The sequence below is a fragment of the Alphaproteobacteria bacterium 33-17 genome (assembly GCA_001897445.1).
Classification (GTDB): Bacteria; Pseudomonadota; Alphaproteobacteria; order Rickettsiales; family 33-17; genus 33-17.
Window position 1 is genome coordinate 54468 of record MKSX01000022.1, and the last position, 15787, is coordinate 70254.

19 protein-coding genes are annotated in these 15787 nt (G+C 34.2%); 8 read left to right on the forward strand and 11 right to left on the reverse strand.

The features are described from left to right. Positions 1-19 precede the first annotated feature (19 nt). Both BGO27_04830 and BGO27_04835 read right to left on the reverse strand, forming a co-directional pair. Entirely contained in the window at positions 20-409 is a 390-nt protein-coding gene (locus tag BGO27_04830; protein OJV13537.1) for a flagellar basal body rod protein FlgC, read from the reverse strand. Between the two features lie 89 nt (positions 410-498). Further along, positions 499-906, reverse strand: a complete 408-nt coding sequence (locus BGO27_04835) for a hypothetical protein (protein ID OJV13513.1) — start codon at positions 904-906, stop codon at positions 499-501. A gap of 84 nt (positions 907-990) precedes the next feature. On the opposite strand from BGO27_04835, the gene BGO27_04840 reads away from it, so the two are divergent. Genes BGO27_04840 through BGO27_04850 form a run of 3 tightly spaced genes read left to right on the forward strand, consistent with a single transcriptional unit; the run spans position 991 to position 3412 of the window. Beyond that, on the forward strand, positions 991-1224 hold the full coding sequence (locus BGO27_04840) for a hypothetical protein (protein ID OJV13514.1): 234 nt from the start codon (positions 991-993) through the stop codon (positions 1222-1224). Between the two features lie 33 nt (positions 1225-1257). After that, positions 1258-2589 (forward strand): glutamate--tRNA ligase, encoded by a 1332-nt coding sequence (locus BGO27_04845; GenBank protein ID OJV13515.1) that lies wholly within the window; start codon positions 1258-1260, stop codon positions 2587-2589. Then, positions 2573-3412 carry a hypothetical protein gene (locus BGO27_04850; protein ID OJV13516.1) on the forward strand — a complete coding sequence of 280 codons (840 nt, stop codon included), beginning with the start codon at positions 2573-2575 and terminating at the stop codon, positions 3410-3412. The genes BGO27_04845 and BGO27_04850 overlap by 17 nt, the downstream gene beginning before the upstream one ends. A 114-nt stretch (positions 3413-3526) precedes the next feature. Here BGO27_04850 and BGO27_04855 read toward each other — a convergent pair whose 3' ends face one another. The 4 genes from BGO27_04855 to BGO27_04870 form a co-directional block, all read right to left on the reverse strand. Next, a complete protein-coding gene (locus tag BGO27_04855) occupies positions 3527-3976 on the reverse strand; it encodes a hypothetical protein (GenBank protein OJV13517.1) in 450 nt (149 codons plus the stop codon). Between the two features lie 168 nt (positions 3977-4144). Next, complete coding sequence (locus BGO27_04860) at positions 4145-5086, reverse strand: thioredoxin-disulfide reductase (protein ID OJV13518.1); 942 nt, start codon at positions 5084-5086, stop codon at positions 4145-4147. Positions 5087-5110: 24 nt separating this feature from the next. Then, complete coding sequence (locus BGO27_04865; protein ID OJV13519.1) at positions 5111-5713, reverse strand: hypothetical protein; 603 nt, start codon at positions 5711-5713, stop codon at positions 5111-5113. Between the two features lie 71 nt (positions 5714-5784). Further along, the gene (locus tag BGO27_04870) at positions 5785-6612 is read right to left on the reverse strand and encodes a hypothetical protein (GenBank protein ID OJV13520.1); all 828 of its coding nucleotides are present in this window, start codon (positions 6610-6612) and stop codon (positions 5785-5787) included. A gap of 111 nt (positions 6613-6723) precedes the next feature. Here BGO27_04870 and BGO27_04875 point away from each other — a divergent pair, with 111 nt between their 5' ends. From BGO27_04875 to BGO27_04890, 4 genes are all read left to right on the forward strand, one after another. Beyond that, entirely contained in the window at positions 6724-8094 is a 1371-nt protein-coding gene (locus tag BGO27_04875; GenBank protein ID OJV13521.1) for a cytochrome ubiquinol oxidase subunit I, read from the forward strand. A 15-nt stretch (positions 8095-8109) separates the two neighbouring features. Then, the gene (locus BGO27_04880; GenBank protein ID OJV13522.1) at positions 8110-9120 is read left to right on the forward strand and encodes a cytochrome d ubiquinol oxidase subunit II; all 1011 of its coding nucleotides are present in this window, start codon (positions 8110-8112) and stop codon (positions 9118-9120) included. After that, positions 9110-9952, forward strand: a complete 843-nt coding sequence (locus BGO27_04885; GenBank protein ID OJV13523.1) for a coproporphyrinogen III oxidase — start codon at positions 9110-9112, stop codon at positions 9950-9952. The genes BGO27_04880 and BGO27_04885 overlap by 11 nt, the downstream gene beginning before the upstream one ends. A gap of 106 nt (positions 9953-10058) precedes the next feature. Further along, positions 10059-10682 carry a hypothetical protein gene (locus tag BGO27_04890; GenBank protein ID OJV13524.1) on the forward strand — a complete coding sequence of 208 codons (624 nt, stop codon included), beginning with the start codon at positions 10059-10061 and terminating at the stop codon, positions 10680-10682. A gap of 250 nt (positions 10683-10932) precedes the next feature. Here the strand turns inward: BGO27_04890 and BGO27_04895 are convergent, their stop codons facing one another. From BGO27_04895 to BGO27_04915, 5 genes are all read right to left on the reverse strand, one after another. Further along, the gene (locus BGO27_04895; protein OJV13525.1) at positions 10933-11436 is read right to left on the reverse strand and encodes a hypothetical protein; all 504 of its coding nucleotides are present in this window, start codon (positions 11434-11436) and stop codon (positions 10933-10935) included. A gap of 2 nt (positions 11437-11438) precedes the next feature. Continuing rightward, entirely contained in the window at positions 11439-11939 is a 501-nt protein-coding gene (locus tag BGO27_04900) for a hypothetical protein (GenBank protein ID OJV13526.1), read from the reverse strand. 249 nt (positions 11940-12188) lie between these two features. Next, positions 12189-12413 carry a F0F1 ATP synthase subunit C gene (locus BGO27_04905; GenBank protein ID OJV13527.1) on the reverse strand — a complete coding sequence of 75 codons (225 nt, stop codon included), beginning with the start codon at positions 12411-12413 and terminating at the stop codon, positions 12189-12191. Between the two features lie 29 nt (positions 12414-12442). After that, on the reverse strand, positions 12443-13177 hold the full coding sequence (locus BGO27_04910; GenBank protein OJV13528.1) for a F0F1 ATP synthase subunit A: 735 nt from the start codon (positions 13175-13177) through the stop codon (positions 12443-12445). Between the two features lie 18 nt (positions 13178-13195). Beyond that, complete coding sequence (locus BGO27_04915; GenBank protein OJV13529.1) at positions 13196-13459, reverse strand: hypothetical protein; 264 nt, start codon at positions 13457-13459, stop codon at positions 13196-13198. A 51-nt stretch (positions 13460-13510) separates the two neighbouring features. On the opposite strand from BGO27_04915, the gene BGO27_04920 reads away from it, so the two are divergent. Continuing rightward, complete coding sequence (locus BGO27_04920) at positions 13511-15304, forward strand: penicillin-binding protein 2 (GenBank protein OJV13530.1); 1794 nt, start codon at positions 13511-13513, stop codon at positions 15302-15304. The last annotated feature ends 483 nt before the right edge of the window (positions 15305-15787 follow it).

The following is a 15787-nucleotide window of genomic DNA, read 5'->3' on the forward strand; positions in this document are numbered from 1 at the left end:
ATATATTTTTTTCAATAGCTTATCTCAAAATATCTAAAGTACGCATTTCCATATTTTTACTTATTTCGTACATACTCATATTTGCCTCATAACTTCTTTGAGCTTCTCTTGCATCCATCGCCTCTAAAGTTCTGTCAACGTTTGGATAAAGAACATAGCCCTGGTCATTAGCTGCCGGATGGTGAGGATCAAATTTTACTTTATATGCACTAGGATCCCTATCTACTTTTTTTACTTTTACAATATCTATACCACGGCTTCTGTCTTTAGCAAAATCTAAAAATATAACTTTTCTTCTATATGGCTGTGCGCCTGGAACAGAACCGCTTGATTCAGCATTGGCAATATTTTGCGATACGACTGAAATACGCTTAGTTTGCGCTTTAAGCCCCGAGGTTGAAACTTCCATCGCATCACGAAGACCACCTTTAAAAGCTGCATCAGAAATTTGATAAGTATACACAAAAGATAATACGATAAATATTAGCTTAAGCATTTTTATACCCTACCTGTGACAGTTGATTTTAGCATTCCTATAAACTTAGAGAACATGCGACCATATTCTGTTGAATTAATATTGTTATTAGAAGCTTCTTTTACTTCATCAGCAAGTACTATGTTATTGCCTGATGGAGTGATTTCTGTAGCTTCAGGATTATTAATAATTTTAAAATAATCAGGAACATCTTTACCCTGAATATGCTTAGACGCAGTACGCGCTAAATTAAATGAATTACGCTTTTTATTAGCTAGCAAATCCTTAAAATCCAGTTGCTCAAGTGTTTTAGACTTAGCGCCCGGTATATTTGCCTGTGCAATGTTTCCAGCAATTACTTTTTGCTTCTCAGCCGCATATTGCATTGCATAAGTTATATTTTTAGTAATATCTATTTTTTTAATACTCATATTACACTTTACCGTAATAATAGTTTACATTTAAATATTGTTATAATATTCTATGTATGTCAATAACTTAATTAGTTATACAAAATGCTATATTTAAACAGAAAAATTGGCGAATCTATCATTATTGCAAATGAAGTTGAAATGGTAGTAAAAGAAATAAAAGGCGGGATGGTAAAGCTTGGCTTTAAATTTCCACGCAATATTACTGTCCTTAGAAAAGAAATTTATAATAAGATTAAGCGCGAAAATCTTAACGCAACTCAGGCTTTCGAGGAAAGCTTTTTAGACAAGTTGATTTTGCCTAAGAAAGTGCTATAGTACTTAAAAATTTATAGCATTCGGAAATCACAAATGACAGTTAAAACAAGATTTGCCCCAAGTCCAACGGGTTTTCTACATATTGGTAACGTTAGAACAGCGTTAGTAAACTATTTATTCACTCGCAAAAACGGTGGTGAGTTTTTACTTCGTATGGATGATACAGATCTGCAGCGTTCAAAAGAAGAATATGTAAATCAGATAAAAGAAGATTTAACATGGCTTGGTATTAAATGGGATTCATATGAAAGACAATCCTCCAGAAGTGAAAGATACAATGAAGTAAAAACAAAGCTTTTATCGATGAAGAGACTTTACCCATGCTTTGAAACACAGGAAGAGCTTGAAATTAAAAGAAAAATGCAGCTTTCTCGTGGTCAGCCACCAATATATGACAGAAGCGCTCTAAAACTTACAGCCGATCAAATTAAGGCTCTAGAAGCTGAAGGTAAAAAGCCGCATTACCGTTTTAAAATGAATGATAGCGATATCACATGGAACGATATGGTAAAAGGCGAACTTAAGTTTGCAGGGAACAATATTAGCGATCCTATCGTTATTCGTGAAGATAATTCTATGACTTATATATTATGTTCGGTTGTCGATGATATTGATTTTAATATCACCCATATTTTAAGGGGTGAAGATCACGTAAGTAATACAGCAGTACAAATTCAAATGTTTGAAGCTCTACAAAGCAAGCATCCACAGTTTGGTCATACAGCGCTTATAAAATCAAAAGAGCAGGAAATTTCTAAAAGGCTTGGTGGCTTCGATATTAAGACATTGCGTGAAAAAGGCATAGAACCTATGGCTATTGCCTCAATGTTCGCAAAAATTGGAACATCAGATGCTATTGAACCATTTTTAACAATGGATGATTTAACAGCAAGCTTTGATATTAGCAAGTTTGGTAAAGCACCCGCAAATTACGATGAAAATGAGTTATTTGAGCTTAACCGTAAACTTGTTGGGATCATGCCATATGCTCAAGCAGAAAGCAGGCTTAATAACTTAGGCGTAAAGTGCAGTACGTTTTGGGATGGCGTAAAAGGTAACCTAGATAAAGTTGATGACATTAAGTACTGGTGGGATATGTGTGTAAACCCAATTACACCTGTTTTAGAAAACAATGAATTGCTAAGTACAGCTATAAAACTAGCGCCAGAAGGTAACTGGAATTTAGATACCTGGGGAGCCTGGACAAAAGCAATATCAAACGAGAGTGGTCTCAAAGGTAAAGCTTTATTTATGCCACTTAGAAAAGCATTAACAGGTCTTGAGCATGGTCCTGAAATTAAATATTTACTTCCTGTAATAGGAAGAGAAAAAGCATTAAAGAGGCTAAATGGTGAAACTGCTTAAATACCTTATTTTACTTGCAAGTTTTAATGCAAATGCAGATACAAGAGATTACGTAAGGATAGTAGGCTCTACAAGCCTCTATCCAGCAATTTCAAGACTTGCAGAAGAGTTTGGTAAAAACAGAAGTTTCCAAATCCCTTTAGTAGAAGCCACAGGCACAGGGGCTGGGTTTAACATTTTTTGCATGAAAAATACGCAAGCCTATCCAGATATTGTAATGGCTTCGCGTGAAATTAAGCCTAGCGAAATAAGTCTATGCAAACAAAATAATATTAAAAATATCGATCATATTTTAGTAGGAAAAGATGCGTTAGTATTTATAGCTAATAAGAAATTTAAAATTAACAATATATCTAAATATGCTCTAGCAGAAAGCCTGTCTAATAACAAAGCATATAAATTTAGTGATTTAGACCCTGCTCTTCCTAAACTTGAAATTAAGTTTTATGGCCCAGGATCCAATAGCACTAATTATGATGCTTTAATTGAGATGCTAATCCATCCTGAGCTTGGCTCGAATCGTAAGATTAGAAGTGATAGTCAGTACATTCAGAATGGTGCAAATAATAATATTATAATATCTAAAGTTTTAGAAAATGATGACTCGATTGGTATTATTCCTATTGAATATTTTCAGCCATATAAAACAAAACTAAAAATGATTAGCATTGACGGAATTAGCCCGTCTAATACCAATATTAAAAACAACTCTTACCCAGTATCACGTAGCCTTTTATTATATTATAATAAAGATAAACTTGATTCAGTGAAAGGCTTAGGAGAGTTTTTAAAATACGTTCAGGAAAATTACGAGAAGGAATAAGATGTTCCATTTCTATTGGAATGAGGATCCTAGTCGATTGTCATTCCGCTTATTCTTTCAGAATACTCGGAATGACAACAGCTATGACTTTAAAATATATAACAATGACCTTTTTTACTCTCTGCCAACAAAGTCATTAAGTGCGGCATTGATAAAGCCTACATGATCTTTATCGTAAAGCGATGATGCAATATTTGTGTATTCGTTTAGTAATACTTTTGGAGGTAGCTTTTCATCACCGATTTTTTCAACAGCTGCGGTAACTAATATTGATTTAATAAGTGGGTCGTTATTTTCAAAACTTCTTTGCATTAAAATAGAATCAAGTTTTTCTTCTGCCTGCTCCTTAAAAAGCTGCATATAACTGAAAACCTTAGAAAAATGCTTACTGCATGGCTTTAAGTCTTTGATATTTATATCTTTATCAAAATATAAATTTAAAAACTTTGTAGCCTCTAAACTACTTAGCTTTAAATCACTTAAATAGCACGAATATAAATATTGAACTAAGGCTAAACGCGCCATAGTTTTCTTTATTGCAGGGTTTTTCTTTTTATCTTCCATGTTAATTCTTTATATTGAATACGCTAAAATATTATATTGATAATATTAATATTAAAATTTTCTTTGTAAGACGTACTTATATACCTAATTTGTAAATTAGGCAATTTATATATTACAAAAAACGTATTTCAGAAGTAAATATTTACAATTACTTAAAATGTTAATATATTAAATATGAGCCAGAAATTTTTGAGCATCGAGTGCTGCCATACATCCTGTACCCGCTGCTGTTACTGCCTGGCGATAGATTTTATCCTGCACATCACCTGCCGCAAATACACCTGGTATGTTTGTTAGTGTTGTACCTGGCTGGGTTATAATATAACCTTCTTCGTCCATATTTATTTGATCTTTAAACATATAAGTATTGGGTTTATGACCTATTGCTATAAATATACCCTCTGCCTGAATATCTTTAAACTCACCTGTTTTCAGGTTTTTAATTTTTGCCCCTGTTACAGATTTTGGATTTTCAGTACCTAATACCTCTTCTAAAGCGCTGTCCCAAATAACTTCAACTTTAGGATGCTCAAAAAGCCTTGTTTGCAATATTTTTTCGGCTCTTAAAGAGTCTCTTCTATGTATTAAAGTCACTTTTGAAGCATGGTTTGTTAAATATAATGCTTCTTCTACTGCAGTATTACCACCACCTACAACTAATACTTCTTTGTTTTTAAAGAAAAAACCATCGCATGTGGCACATCCTGAAACGCCAAAACCTTGGTATTTAGATTCACTTTCTAAACCAAGCCATTTAGCCTGAGCGCCAGTAGAAATAATGATTGTGTCAGCCTCAAAATAATTGCCATAATCACCATAACATTTAAATGGTCTTTGGCTAAAATCAACCTTGCTAATATAATCATCAACAAGCTTTGTTCCAACATGTTCTGCCTGCTTTTCCATTTGTTCCATAAGCCATGGCCCCTGGATCACACTTGCAAAACCTGGATAGTTTTCTACATCTGTTGTAATAGTAAGTTGCCCACCTGGCTGAAGCCCTCTTACCACTATTGGCTCTAAGCTTGCGCGTGCAGCATAAATTGCAGCTGAATAACCAGCAGGGCCAGAGCCTATAATTAATACTTTTGTTTTATAATTATCTGGCATCTTAGCCCTCCTGAATTAAGAATATTAAAGATTTGCAGCGTGTGATGTTAAGAAATCTGCAACGCCTTCTGGAGTCGCTGTCATTCCTTGTTTACCTTTATCCCAGCCAGCAGGACAAACTTCACCATGCTCTTCAAAATAATGAAGCGCATCAACCATTCTAATAGCTTCGTCAATGTTTCTGCCAAGCGGAAGATCATTGATAACGCAGTGTCTTACAACACCTTTTTTATCGATAAGGAATGTGCCACGAAGTGCAACTGCATCATTTATCAAAACGCCATAATCTTTAGCAATTTGCTTAGTAATATCAGCAACAAGTGGGAACTGAACATCACCAATACCACCTTTATTTACTGGAGTTTTTTTCCAGGCTAAGTGGCTGTAATGTGAATCAACACTTACACCGATAACTGCGCTTCTGCGTGAAGTAAATTCACCAAGCCTATTATTAAATGCTATGATTTCTGAAGGACATACAAATGTAAAATCAAGCGGGTAAAAGAATAGAACGCCTGTTTTGCCATTTAAATATGACATTAGGTTAAAATTTTCATTAATATCGTTGTTTGGCATGACTGCTTTTGCTGTAAAATCTGGAGCAGCTTTTCCAATTAAAATTGACATGATTTAATTCCTCTAGTGTATTTCTTTGAATACATTATTTATGTTTTGTGATTTCATAGATACGAGCAAAATTAAGATGTGATAACACCCATATCAATCCTGTAGTATGGGTAAATTTTTTTAAATTTCAAGTATGAAGATTCTAAATCTTCAAAATTCTTATAAATTCCAAAGCATGTTGACCCTGTTCCAGTCATTGAAGCATACATTGAATTAGAATTTTTTTCAATGTTTTCAATTACTTCTATAATTTTTACGTCTGCATATTTAATAAAATCATTTCCTGCCTTTTGAAGATCATTGGTCAAATCATTTAGGTTAGTATAAGTACTTTTAAATTCTACTTTGTGGCCATAGTCTTTAAGTTTTGCAAACATATCAGTTGTAGAGTTATGAATAGCAGGATTTATTAACAACATGTATAATTCAGGTAACATAATCTCCTGAATATCATCACCTATGCTACTAAATATTTGAGACTTCCCAATATAACTAACAGGAACATCTGCACCTATTCTTGCAAGCTGCTTCAGGTCAAATTCTATACCTGTAATATTACTAATATAACGCAAAAAATTACCTGCGTTAGAAGTGCCTCCTCCAAGCCCTGCTCCCATAGGAATATTTTTTTCAATAATGACTTTAATTGGTGGCAGATTTATATTTTTATTACGAACATAATTTATAGACTTAGTTATACTATCATTTGGTATGATACTTCCATTAACTAAAACCTCATCTTTATCTGATTCATGTATTGTAATTTTGTCATGAATTATTCCAAACACAGCTATAGAATTTAAATTATGATAATCACCATTTTTTCCTAAAACCTGAAGTGCTAAATTTATTTTTGCGGGTGAGTTTAAAACTACTTTATCAGTGAGATTGATTATCATTTACAACTCCGTAAAAAAAGTATTAATTTGCACAAAAATTATGTTGAATATTATTAACATTAAAGCTACGATTTATTTAAATTCCAATAGCAATTTTTTAGGGTTAATCATATGCAAGAGCTTACGATTATACTGTCACGCGTACAATTTGCGCTGGCACTCGCTTATCACATAATTTTTCCAACTATTAATATAGGGCTTTGTATTCTTATTGCAATATTTGAATATAAGTGGATTAAAACTGGCGATGAGTCATATCAAAAACTAACTAAGTTTTTTACAAAAGTTTTTGCTTTAGCATTTGGTATGGGCGTGGTATCTGGCATCACACTTGCATTTATGTTTGGAACAAATTTTGCCAAGTTTTCTCTTTTTACAGGCAACGTTATTGGACCATTATTATCATACGAAGTTTTAACCGCATTCTTCTTAGAAGCAACTTTTCTTGGGGTTATGTTGTTTGGGTGGAAAAGGGTTTCACAAAAAATGCATTTCTTAGCAACTACAACTGTTGGCGTTGGCACACTCATATCCGCTTTCTGGATATTAGCCGCAAACTCATTTATGCATACACCACAAGGGTTTGGCTTAAATGAGAAAGGCATGATGATTGCTGAAAGTTGGATGAAAATTATATTTAATCCGTCTTTCCCGTATCGTTATTCCCATATGATAGTAGCTTCACTTATCAGCGCAGGGCTTTTGGTTTCGGCAATTTGTGCATATAATCTACTTAAGAAGAAAAATATCGATATTGCCAAAAAAGGATTAAATATAGCTCTTTTAAGCTTAGTTATTACTACCCCTCTTCAAGTATTTATTGGTGACCTTCATGGTATCAATGCTTTTGAGCATCAGCCAATGAAAGTTGCTGCAATGGAAGGTAGGTGGGATACCATGAAAGGCGCACCACTTATTTTATTTGCAGTTCCTGATTCTAAAAATGAACGCAACGAACTTGAAGTATCGATTCCAAAACTTGCAAGCCTTATACTCACACATGATACGGAGGGAACGGTACATGGTCTTAAAGAGGTGGAACAAAAAGACCGCCCACCAGTAGGTATTGTTTTTTATGGCTTTAGGGTAATGGTTGGGCTTGGGTTTATATTTATATTACTTTCATTTGTATCTTACTATAAGCTTAAAAAAGATAAGCTATCTGACTGCCCATTCATTTTAAAATCACTTATTTTAATGGGACCTATGGGGGTTTTGGCTACCATTATAGGCTGGATTGTTGCGGAGTGTGGTCGCCAGCCATGGATTGTTCAAAATGTAATGCGCACATCTGATGGAGCAAGTGTTTTAAACCCTGCTAAGGTTATGTTTTCGCTAACGCTATTTTCACTGGTTTACACCTTGATATTTATAGTATTTTTATACTTCTTCTTCAAAATCGTTAAAAAAGGTATTGATAGCGATGCGCCGCATCCGGTTATAGATACCTACCAAAGAACTGCATGGCATGAAACTGAGTAACAAAGGAGAAATATTATGGATTTAGCTTTTTATCTACCGATTATTTGGAGCATAATCATTGGTATTGGCGTGGTTATTTATGTTATTTTAGACGGATTTGATCTTGGTATTGGCATATTATTCCCATTTATTGAGCATGACGAACATAAAGATATGATGATGAACTCAATTGCCCCTCTTTGGGATGGCAATGAAACATGGCTTATTCTTGGTGGCGCTGCACTTTTTGGTGCTTTTCCTGTTGCATATAGTGTGATACTCCCTGCTATGTACATACCGCTTACAATTTTCTTAGTAGGCATAATTTTAAGGGGAGTTGCCTTTGAATTTAGGTTCAAGTCACACTCCAGCAAACTAGTCTGGGACTATATGTTTGCAGCAGGATCAACTATTATGACTTTCGGTCAGGGAATTGTCCTTGGTACATTTGTACAAGGGATGAAAATTGAAAATTTAGAATATGTTGGCGGATCTTTTGACTGGCTTTCTACATTTTCAGTATTCTGCGGATTTGCTTTAGTATGTGGATACGCCCTACTTGGCTCCACATGGATAATTATGAAAACTGATGGCGAACTTCAGGCAGAAATGAGAGCAAAATCAAAAAAACTAAGCATGGTTTTATTTGTATCGATTGGCATAATAAGTTTATGGACGCCACTAATGCAGGATGATATTGCAAAACGCTGGTTTTCAATACCAAACTTCTTATTTTTAGCGCCCGTACCGCTAATAACATTATTTGTGGCATATAACTTAGTTACATCTTTAGATAAAGGAGAATCTAAGCCATTTTTCATGACAATCTTATTATTTATAATGTCTTATTTAGGTCTTGCTATCAGCATTTGGCCATATGTAGTGCCGCGTGGCATTACAATATGGGAAGCGGCGTCCCCTGTAGATAGCCAGTTATTTACTCTGGTAGGTACGCTAATTATATTGCCATTTATACTATTTTATACCTATAAAGTGTATATGGTATTTAGGGGTAAAGTTAAAATTGGAGAAGGATATGGACATTAATCAGCAAAAACAAATTGCGGCAGATTGGTTTAGAGATTTGAGAAATCAAATTAGAGATAGACTACAGGAACTTGAAAATGAATATTCCGCTAAAAATGGTCTTACTCCTGCTGAATTTGAAGTAAAAAACTGGAACCGCGATGGCGGCGGTGGCGGTGAAATGTCTATTATTCGAGGTAATTTATTTGAACGTGGTGGCGTAAATATTTCTACTGTTTTTGGTGAATTCTCACCTGAGTTCAGAAAGCAAATTCCTGGCGCCGATGAAGACCCTAGATTTTTTGCAACAGGTATATCATTGGTAATTCATCCTAAGTCACCAATGGTGCCAATTGTTCATATGAATACAAGGTTTATTACAACACAAAAAACATGGTTTGGTGGCGGTGCTGACCTTACGCCTGCTATTAAATTTGATGAAGATAAAAATTTATTTCATAAGTATATGCAAGAAGCATGTGATAAGCATGACCCTTCTTATTATCCAAAATTCAGCGAAGAGTGCGACAAATATTTTTTCTTACCTCACCGCAATGAAGTCAGAGGAGTCGGCGGTATTTTCTATGATTACCTAAATACGGGTAATTTTGATGAAGATTTTGCATTTACGCAGGATGTTGGCAAGGCCTTTTTAAGCGCATATCCTCAAATTGTAGAGCGTACAATGCCACTGGCTTATAATGATAACGATAAACAGCAGCAGCTTATAAAACGTGGTCGTTATGTGGAATTCAATTTGTTATATGATAGAGGTACAAAGTTTGGGCTTATGACTGGCGGGAATACTGAAGCAATTTTAATGTCCATGCCACCTGTAGCAAATTGGGTTTAATTAAGCTTTTGTTAGCTGTTATATCTGCTATACCCGCTATTGTTTAATTGACGATTATAATACCAAATGTCATAATAAGTTAATATATTAATATTTTTAACCTATTATGACAAAAGAAAATAGACTTTATCTTTTAATGCTGTTTGCATTAATTATTAATTTAATAGCATGCTATATTTTGAAAAAGTATGATTTTAGTAATGTACCTACATATACTTATATTCAGGTAGGGTACTTTTTCATACTAAATTCTTTAGGCGCAGTATATATTAAAAAACTTACCAAAAAGACTTTGGCTTATGAAAAAACATTAAATATAAACTCTAAGCAACCCAAAATCTCTGAATTTTTGGCACACATGCCTTTCTTTTTAATTATATTACCGCATTTAATAAGCACGGCTTATGCATTGATAATTTCTATACCTCATCTTATATCTTTTGATATAATACAATTCTTTTCAACATTGATAGGCTTCTTTTCACTTAGCTATTATTTTTTTGGGGTCGGATGTAGTTATCATTATCTTCCAGCATTTTATACATGCGTATTAATACTAGCGCACACTTGGTACTGGGATAATTATTGCAATGTAAGTATCGAAAATTATAAAAAAAAGCACCCCGATAAAAAACCTACTTTAAGCATTGCATCTAAGCGCATATTGCTTTACACGCTTTCATTCTGGATATTATTTTTAACGCCTTTATTTCTAATATATGGAAAGTGAAAGTAATGGGACTTTGTATAAGTCCTTACTCAGAAAGTTTTATTGTCTTTGCGAGCAAAATGAAGTTTTCCGTGGCGACCTAATCACAACTTTAGCATTAACCGATACTCTGAACCTATACAGGAATGAAGACAGGATGTTGTCTCAAACGAAACTCTAAAAATATATAGCAATAACTGACTGAATATATATTTATAATTAGTTGTATTTTCAAAATATCAAAGTTTATGCTCAGATAATGAGTATAAGACTAATTCATCCGTTTACTTATATCGTCCGCAAACTCCAGAATCATACGATCTGATTCTTCACGTGTAAGCTTTTCCCGCAAAATTGATGCAACAGCATGAATTGCAATATCAACCGCGTTTTTACGAACTTCGTCCATAATCATAGCTTCATATTGATAAATACGCTGCATTGCAGCATCTGTGCGCTGCTCAATTGCTTTTTCTAAATCTTTATCAGTTTTCTCTAAAAACACCTTAATTTGCTTATTTGATTCTTCCAGAATTTCCTCTATATCAAATTTCATTTGAGCATGTTTCTTCTGGAATTCTTCAAGTAATTCCTCTGCTTGTTTTGCTATTTCTTTAGCTTCTTTTAAATTCTTACTAGCTGTTGCAATTTGTTTATCAAGCGATGATAATATTACTTTTTTAAGTGGCTTGTATATTAAAACTACTAGTAATATTACTGAAAAACCTACCCAAAATTTTTCATCAAATGTAATGTAATGTTTTAGAAAATCCATATTTATACCTGTTTATTAATATCAAATGCTGCTGATTTCACATATTTTTCAGCTTCCTGATCTGATAATTCTTTATTAATCAGGACTGCATACATCGACTTTACAGCTGCAATAATTGTTTTTTCTGTGTCAATTGCTGAACGTAACTTATACTCATTTGCTCTGCTTTCTGCTAAGTGAGTTTTATCTGAAAGCTCTATTTCAAGCTTCATCATTTCCTGAGAATATTTTTTATTAAAAATCTCTATTTGTTCATCTAATTTTTTCTTTGTCTCTGCTTTAATTTTTTCAATTTCATGGCTTATTTCATAGTCAATATCAGCTGCTTTAATACGCATTTGCTCAGCTTTCTCAAGTAATGATTCTATTTGATCATTTCTCTTATTAATGACTTTCGCAAGTTTAGGAAGGAACACATACGACATAAATCCATACAGCATTCCAAAAGTAAGCAGTAACCAGAAAAGCTGTGAGAAATATGTTGATATATCTAGTTGTGGCATTTTACCCCTCTTGATATTTTGATAATGAACTAGTTTAATAAAGCCTGTTTTTTTATAAATATCAAACTATTATAATTTTTATTTTTTAAGCTGGCTCTATATCAATAGAACCAGCTTTGTAATACCTATTTTACTTATATAGTGAATTAAGTTGAGTTTTACACAGAAATAACGAGCGATATGTAGAAAAATCTACATAAATGAGGAAATGACGCATGCAAACCTAAACTTAAAAAACTATAATAAAATTTAAGCAAAAATTAGGATCAGTGCAATTACTAATGCGAAAATACCCATAGCTTCCACCATCGCAGCACCGAGTAACGCACGACCTGACATTTTAGCTTCAGCGCCAGGATTTCTGGCAATACCACCTACAAGTGCAGAGAAAATATTACCCACACCAATAGCAGCACCAACCATACCGAAAGCCATGAGACCTACAGCAATATATTTCATTGAAACAGCATCCATCTTGTAAACCCTTTTTTAAAGTTAAACCACTAATGCAAATTAATTGCAGTATTTAGATACACACAAGTGAGTATCGTAAATATATATGCCTGGAGTATAGCTACAAATATCTCAAATCCAGATATAAGAACCATGAACGGAATTGGTATCCAACCCCAGTATATTCCCATTCCTAATACAAATGACGCAAGCACCTTCATAAGTACGTGACCTGCCATCATATTTCCTGCAAGACGAATAGACAAAGTAAAAGGACGAGCCAAGAATGTAAAAAACTCGATAAGTATCATAAGCGGAGCAAGCCACCAAGGTGTACCTTCTGGTAAAAATATCGAGAAGAAATGCAGTCCATGAATCAGGAAACCACCAATAAGTACTGTAAAGAATACAATTGATGCCAGAGCAAGAGTCACAACTATGTGACTTGTCACTGTAAAACCGTAAGGAAGCATGCCAAGTAGGTTACACATAAGAACATACATAAATACTGAAAACACTAACGGAATAAATTTTTTACCCTGCTCACCAACATTTTCTTTAAGAAGGTCAGCAATAAACCCATAAACAAATTCAGCAGATGCTTGCAGCCTTGTTGGAATAACCTTTGTCTTAAATGTAGCCATAGCCATATAAAATACAGTAATTAAAACTGCCGCAGTCATAAAGATTGCAGAATTCGTGAAGCTTAAATCATATCCCATAAAATCGAGTGGAATAACCTTTTCGATTGTAAACTGATGTAATGGACCATGCGCAGCAGACATATCAACCCTAGCTTGAAATTACTTTGTCAAAAAATATATTTTAACCACACCAGAAATAATACCAATTAATAAACAAATCAAGAAGAAAATTGGCTTTAAATTAAGCCAACTATCAATTGAATAACCTATAAATGCGCCAAGTCCTACAGTTATAAAGAAATTTAGCGCAAGATCAGTGTAAATATTTTTTTCTTTAGGTAAAATTTTTTTTGTAATACCAGTGCGTTCTTTAAATTTATCAATACGTTTTTGTAATTCGTCAAAATTGTTGTTTTTATTCATAAAATGCAATATCTTTAATATATTATATTTCAAAAACTTAGCTTACACTTTATGAGTATTCAATACCAGCGTTATAAATTATTTTCTCGTAGAAGCTTTATGCTTGGCTGCGGAAAAATAGGATTAATGGGTTTACTCGGCGCTCAGATGTACAGACTTCAGGTCATAGAATCTGCAAAATTTAAAACAATGTCTGATGCAAATCACATTAGACTTATCCCTACCCCACCTATTCGTGGTATTATATACGATAGAAATAATAATATTTTAGCGCTTAATAAAAATAACTACAGAGTAATACTTGCAAAAGAAAACGAAGCACATTTTGAAAAAACTATTGAAAATATTTTAAACATAGTTGAACTTGACGATGATCAAAGAAAAGACTTTCTTTACAAAGTAAATAACCAAAAAAAGCAGCGCTCTATAATTTTATTTGATAACTTATCATGGAAGGATTTAAGCTCTGTTGAAGTAAATATACCTGACTTGCCGGGTGTTTACATTGAAGTTGGTCAAACAAGATATTATCCATACAATGCAATCTGCGCACATCTAATTGGTTATGTAGGAACAGTTTCAAAAGAAGAAGCACCTAATAGTTCTGTAATGTTTCACCCTGACTATAAAATTGGAAAAAACGGCATTGAAAAGTTTTTTGACGAAAGGCTTCAGGGCATTCCTGGTTACAGGGAAGTTGAAGTTGATGCATATGGCAATGTGATACAGGAATTTTCATCAAATCCTTCAGTACCTGGGGAAGATATAAATCTTGCGCTTAATATAAAATTACAGGATCTAACTTATAGCCTGCTAGATGGTAAGGATGCGGCAGTTATCCTTATGGATGTAAATACAGGCGAGGTCTTAGCCATGTGTTCTACACCTTCATATGATCCAAATAAATTTACCCAAGGCATATCAAGCGATTACTGGAAGAAAATCTCAAGCAATACGCATTCGCCGCTTATTAATAAAACTATATCTCAACAATATCCGCCAGGCTCTGTATTTAAAATTGTAACAGCCGCTGCAATTGCAGAAGCTGGAATTGACCCAAATACTACCGTTCACTGCGGAGGAAGCTTTTGGCTTGGAAATCATAAATTCCACTGCTGGAAACACGAAGGTCACGGCAGCGTAAATATGCCATCTGCTATACAAAAATCCTGTAACGTATATTTTTATACAATGGCAAGAAGAATTGGATTTGAAAAAATTCATGAAGTTGCTAAGAAACTAGGACTTGGAGAGAAATTTGATTTAGGTCTTATTGGGGAAGTTGGTGGTATCCTTCCTAACAGAGCATGGAAGAAAAAAAGGCTTAAACAGGAATGGCATCCGGGTGATACATTAAACTGCGCAATTGGACACGGATTTTTAGCAACAACTCCGATGCAGCTTGCAGTAATGACAGCAAGAATTGCCTCTGGTAAAATGGTAAGCCCAAAACTTACCGCACAATATGGCGGGTTAAATGTTAAAGATGTCGACCTTAGTGAAAAGACTTTAAATGCGCTTAGAACTGGTATGGACATGGTAGTTAATAAACCAGGCGGTACAGTATTTAGGCATAAAATTGACAACCCAAAACATGCATTTGCTGCAAAAACCGGAACAGCGCAAGTTGTCGCTTTAAAGCATGACAGCGTCACTGGTAAGGCGCTAAATGATAATGAAACATGGGAGACAGCACACCATGGCTGGTGCGTTGGCTATGCCCCTGTGGACAGCCCTAAATTTGCATGCGCGGTTATTGTTGAACATGGCGGAAGCGGAAGCGGAGCCGCCGCTCCAGTACTTCGTGAAGTTTTACTGAAAGTACAAGAGTTTATGGAAAGCTAATACTTATATCTAAATTTTTATAAGAATTGAATTCAATTTTAATTGAGCTATGCGAAAAACGCATTGGCGTTTATTCGCTTAAAAATGGGTGTTAGTTTTAAAAACAATTCACAGGATTGTTTTTAATACTCCCCCCGCTCACCCATTTTTAATCTCATAAACTCTAAATATTTAGAAAACCATCTGGGTAACATATTATTATACTATTAAATCCTTATTTAAATTATACGGCAGTTCAGAATTTATTTAGCTAAAATATTTTTATAATAGGATAGGAATGACGAGCGAAATGTAGCAAAAACCTACATGAGCAAGAAAATGACACATACCATGATTATAAAAACAGGCATCATTACGAAAGGTGCGTGGCACATTGCGGCATATTCTGTCGTCATTGCTGTAGAAGTTCAAAGTTTTGGTGACGGAAAAGGGTTGACAATAAGGATGTCTGAAAGGGTTATAATAAGGAAGGAATTTTTTAAT

Excerpts from the sequence above, each read along its gene's own strand:
- BGO27_04910 (OJV13528.1), bottom strand. The coding sequence starts at position 13,177 with ATGTCTGCTGCGCATGGTCCATTACATCAGTTTACAATCGAAAAGGTT.
- BGO27_04835 (OJV13513.1), bottom strand. The coding sequence starts at position 906 with ATGAGTATTAAAAAAATAGATATTACTAAAAATATAACTTATGCAATG.
- BGO27_04915 (OJV13529.1), bottom strand. The coding sequence starts at position 13,459 with ATGAATAAAAACAACAATTTTGACGAATTACAAAAACGTATTGATAAA.
- BGO27_04905 (OJV13527.1), bottom strand. The coding sequence starts at position 12,413 with ATGGATGCTGTTTCAATGAAATATATTGCTGTAGGTCTCATGGCTTTC.
- BGO27_04875 (OJV13521.1), top strand. The coding sequence starts at position 6,724 with ATGCAAGAGCTTACGATTATACTGTCACGCGTACAATTTGCGCTGGCA.
- BGO27_04860 (OJV13518.1), bottom strand. The coding sequence starts at position 5,086 with ATGCCAGATAATTATAAAACAAAAGTATTAATTATAGGCTCTGGCCCT.
- BGO27_04890 (OJV13524.1), top strand. The coding sequence starts at position 10,059 with ATGACAAAAGAAAATAGACTTTATCTTTTAATGCTGTTTGCATTAATT.
- BGO27_04830 (OJV13537.1), bottom strand. The coding sequence starts at position 409 with ATGGAAGTTTCAACCTCGGGGCTTAAAGCGCAAACTAAGCGTATTTCA.
- BGO27_04880 (OJV13522.1), top strand. The coding sequence starts at position 8,110 with ATGGATTTAGCTTTTTATCTACCGATTATTTGGAGCATAATCATTGGT.
- BGO27_04850 (OJV13516.1), top strand. The coding sequence starts at position 2,573 with ATGGTGAAACTGCTTAAATACCTTATTTTACTTGCAAGTTTTAATGCA.
- BGO27_04870 (OJV13520.1), bottom strand. The coding sequence starts at position 6,612 with ATGATAATCAATCTCACTGATAAAGTAGTTTTAAACTCACCCGCAAAA.
- BGO27_04840 (OJV13514.1), top strand. The coding sequence starts at position 991 with ATGCTATATTTAAACAGAAAAATTGGCGAATCTATCATTATTGCAAAT.
- BGO27_04855 (OJV13517.1), bottom strand. The coding sequence starts at position 3,976 with ATGGAAGATAAAAAGAAAAACCCTGCAATAAAGAAAACTATGGCGCGT.
- BGO27_04845 (OJV13515.1), top strand. The coding sequence starts at position 1,258 with ATGACAGTTAAAACAAGATTTGCCCCAAGTCCAACGGGTTTTCTACAT.
- BGO27_04885 (OJV13523.1), top strand. The coding sequence starts at position 9,110 with ATGGACATTAATCAGCAAAAACAAATTGCGGCAGATTGGTTTAGAGAT.
- BGO27_04895 (OJV13525.1), bottom strand. The coding sequence starts at position 11,436 with ATGGATTTTCTAAAACATTACATTACATTTGATGAAAAATTTTGGGTA.
- BGO27_04900 (OJV13526.1), bottom strand. The coding sequence starts at position 11,939 with ATGCCACAACTAGATATATCAACATATTTCTCACAGCTTTTCTGGTTA.
- BGO27_04920 (OJV13530.1), top strand. The coding sequence starts at position 13,511 with ATGAGTATTCAATACCAGCGTTATAAATTATTTTCTCGTAGAAGCTTT.
- BGO27_04865 (OJV13519.1), bottom strand. The coding sequence starts at position 5,713 with ATGTCAATTTTAATTGGAAAAGCTGCTCCAGATTTTACAGCAAAAGCA.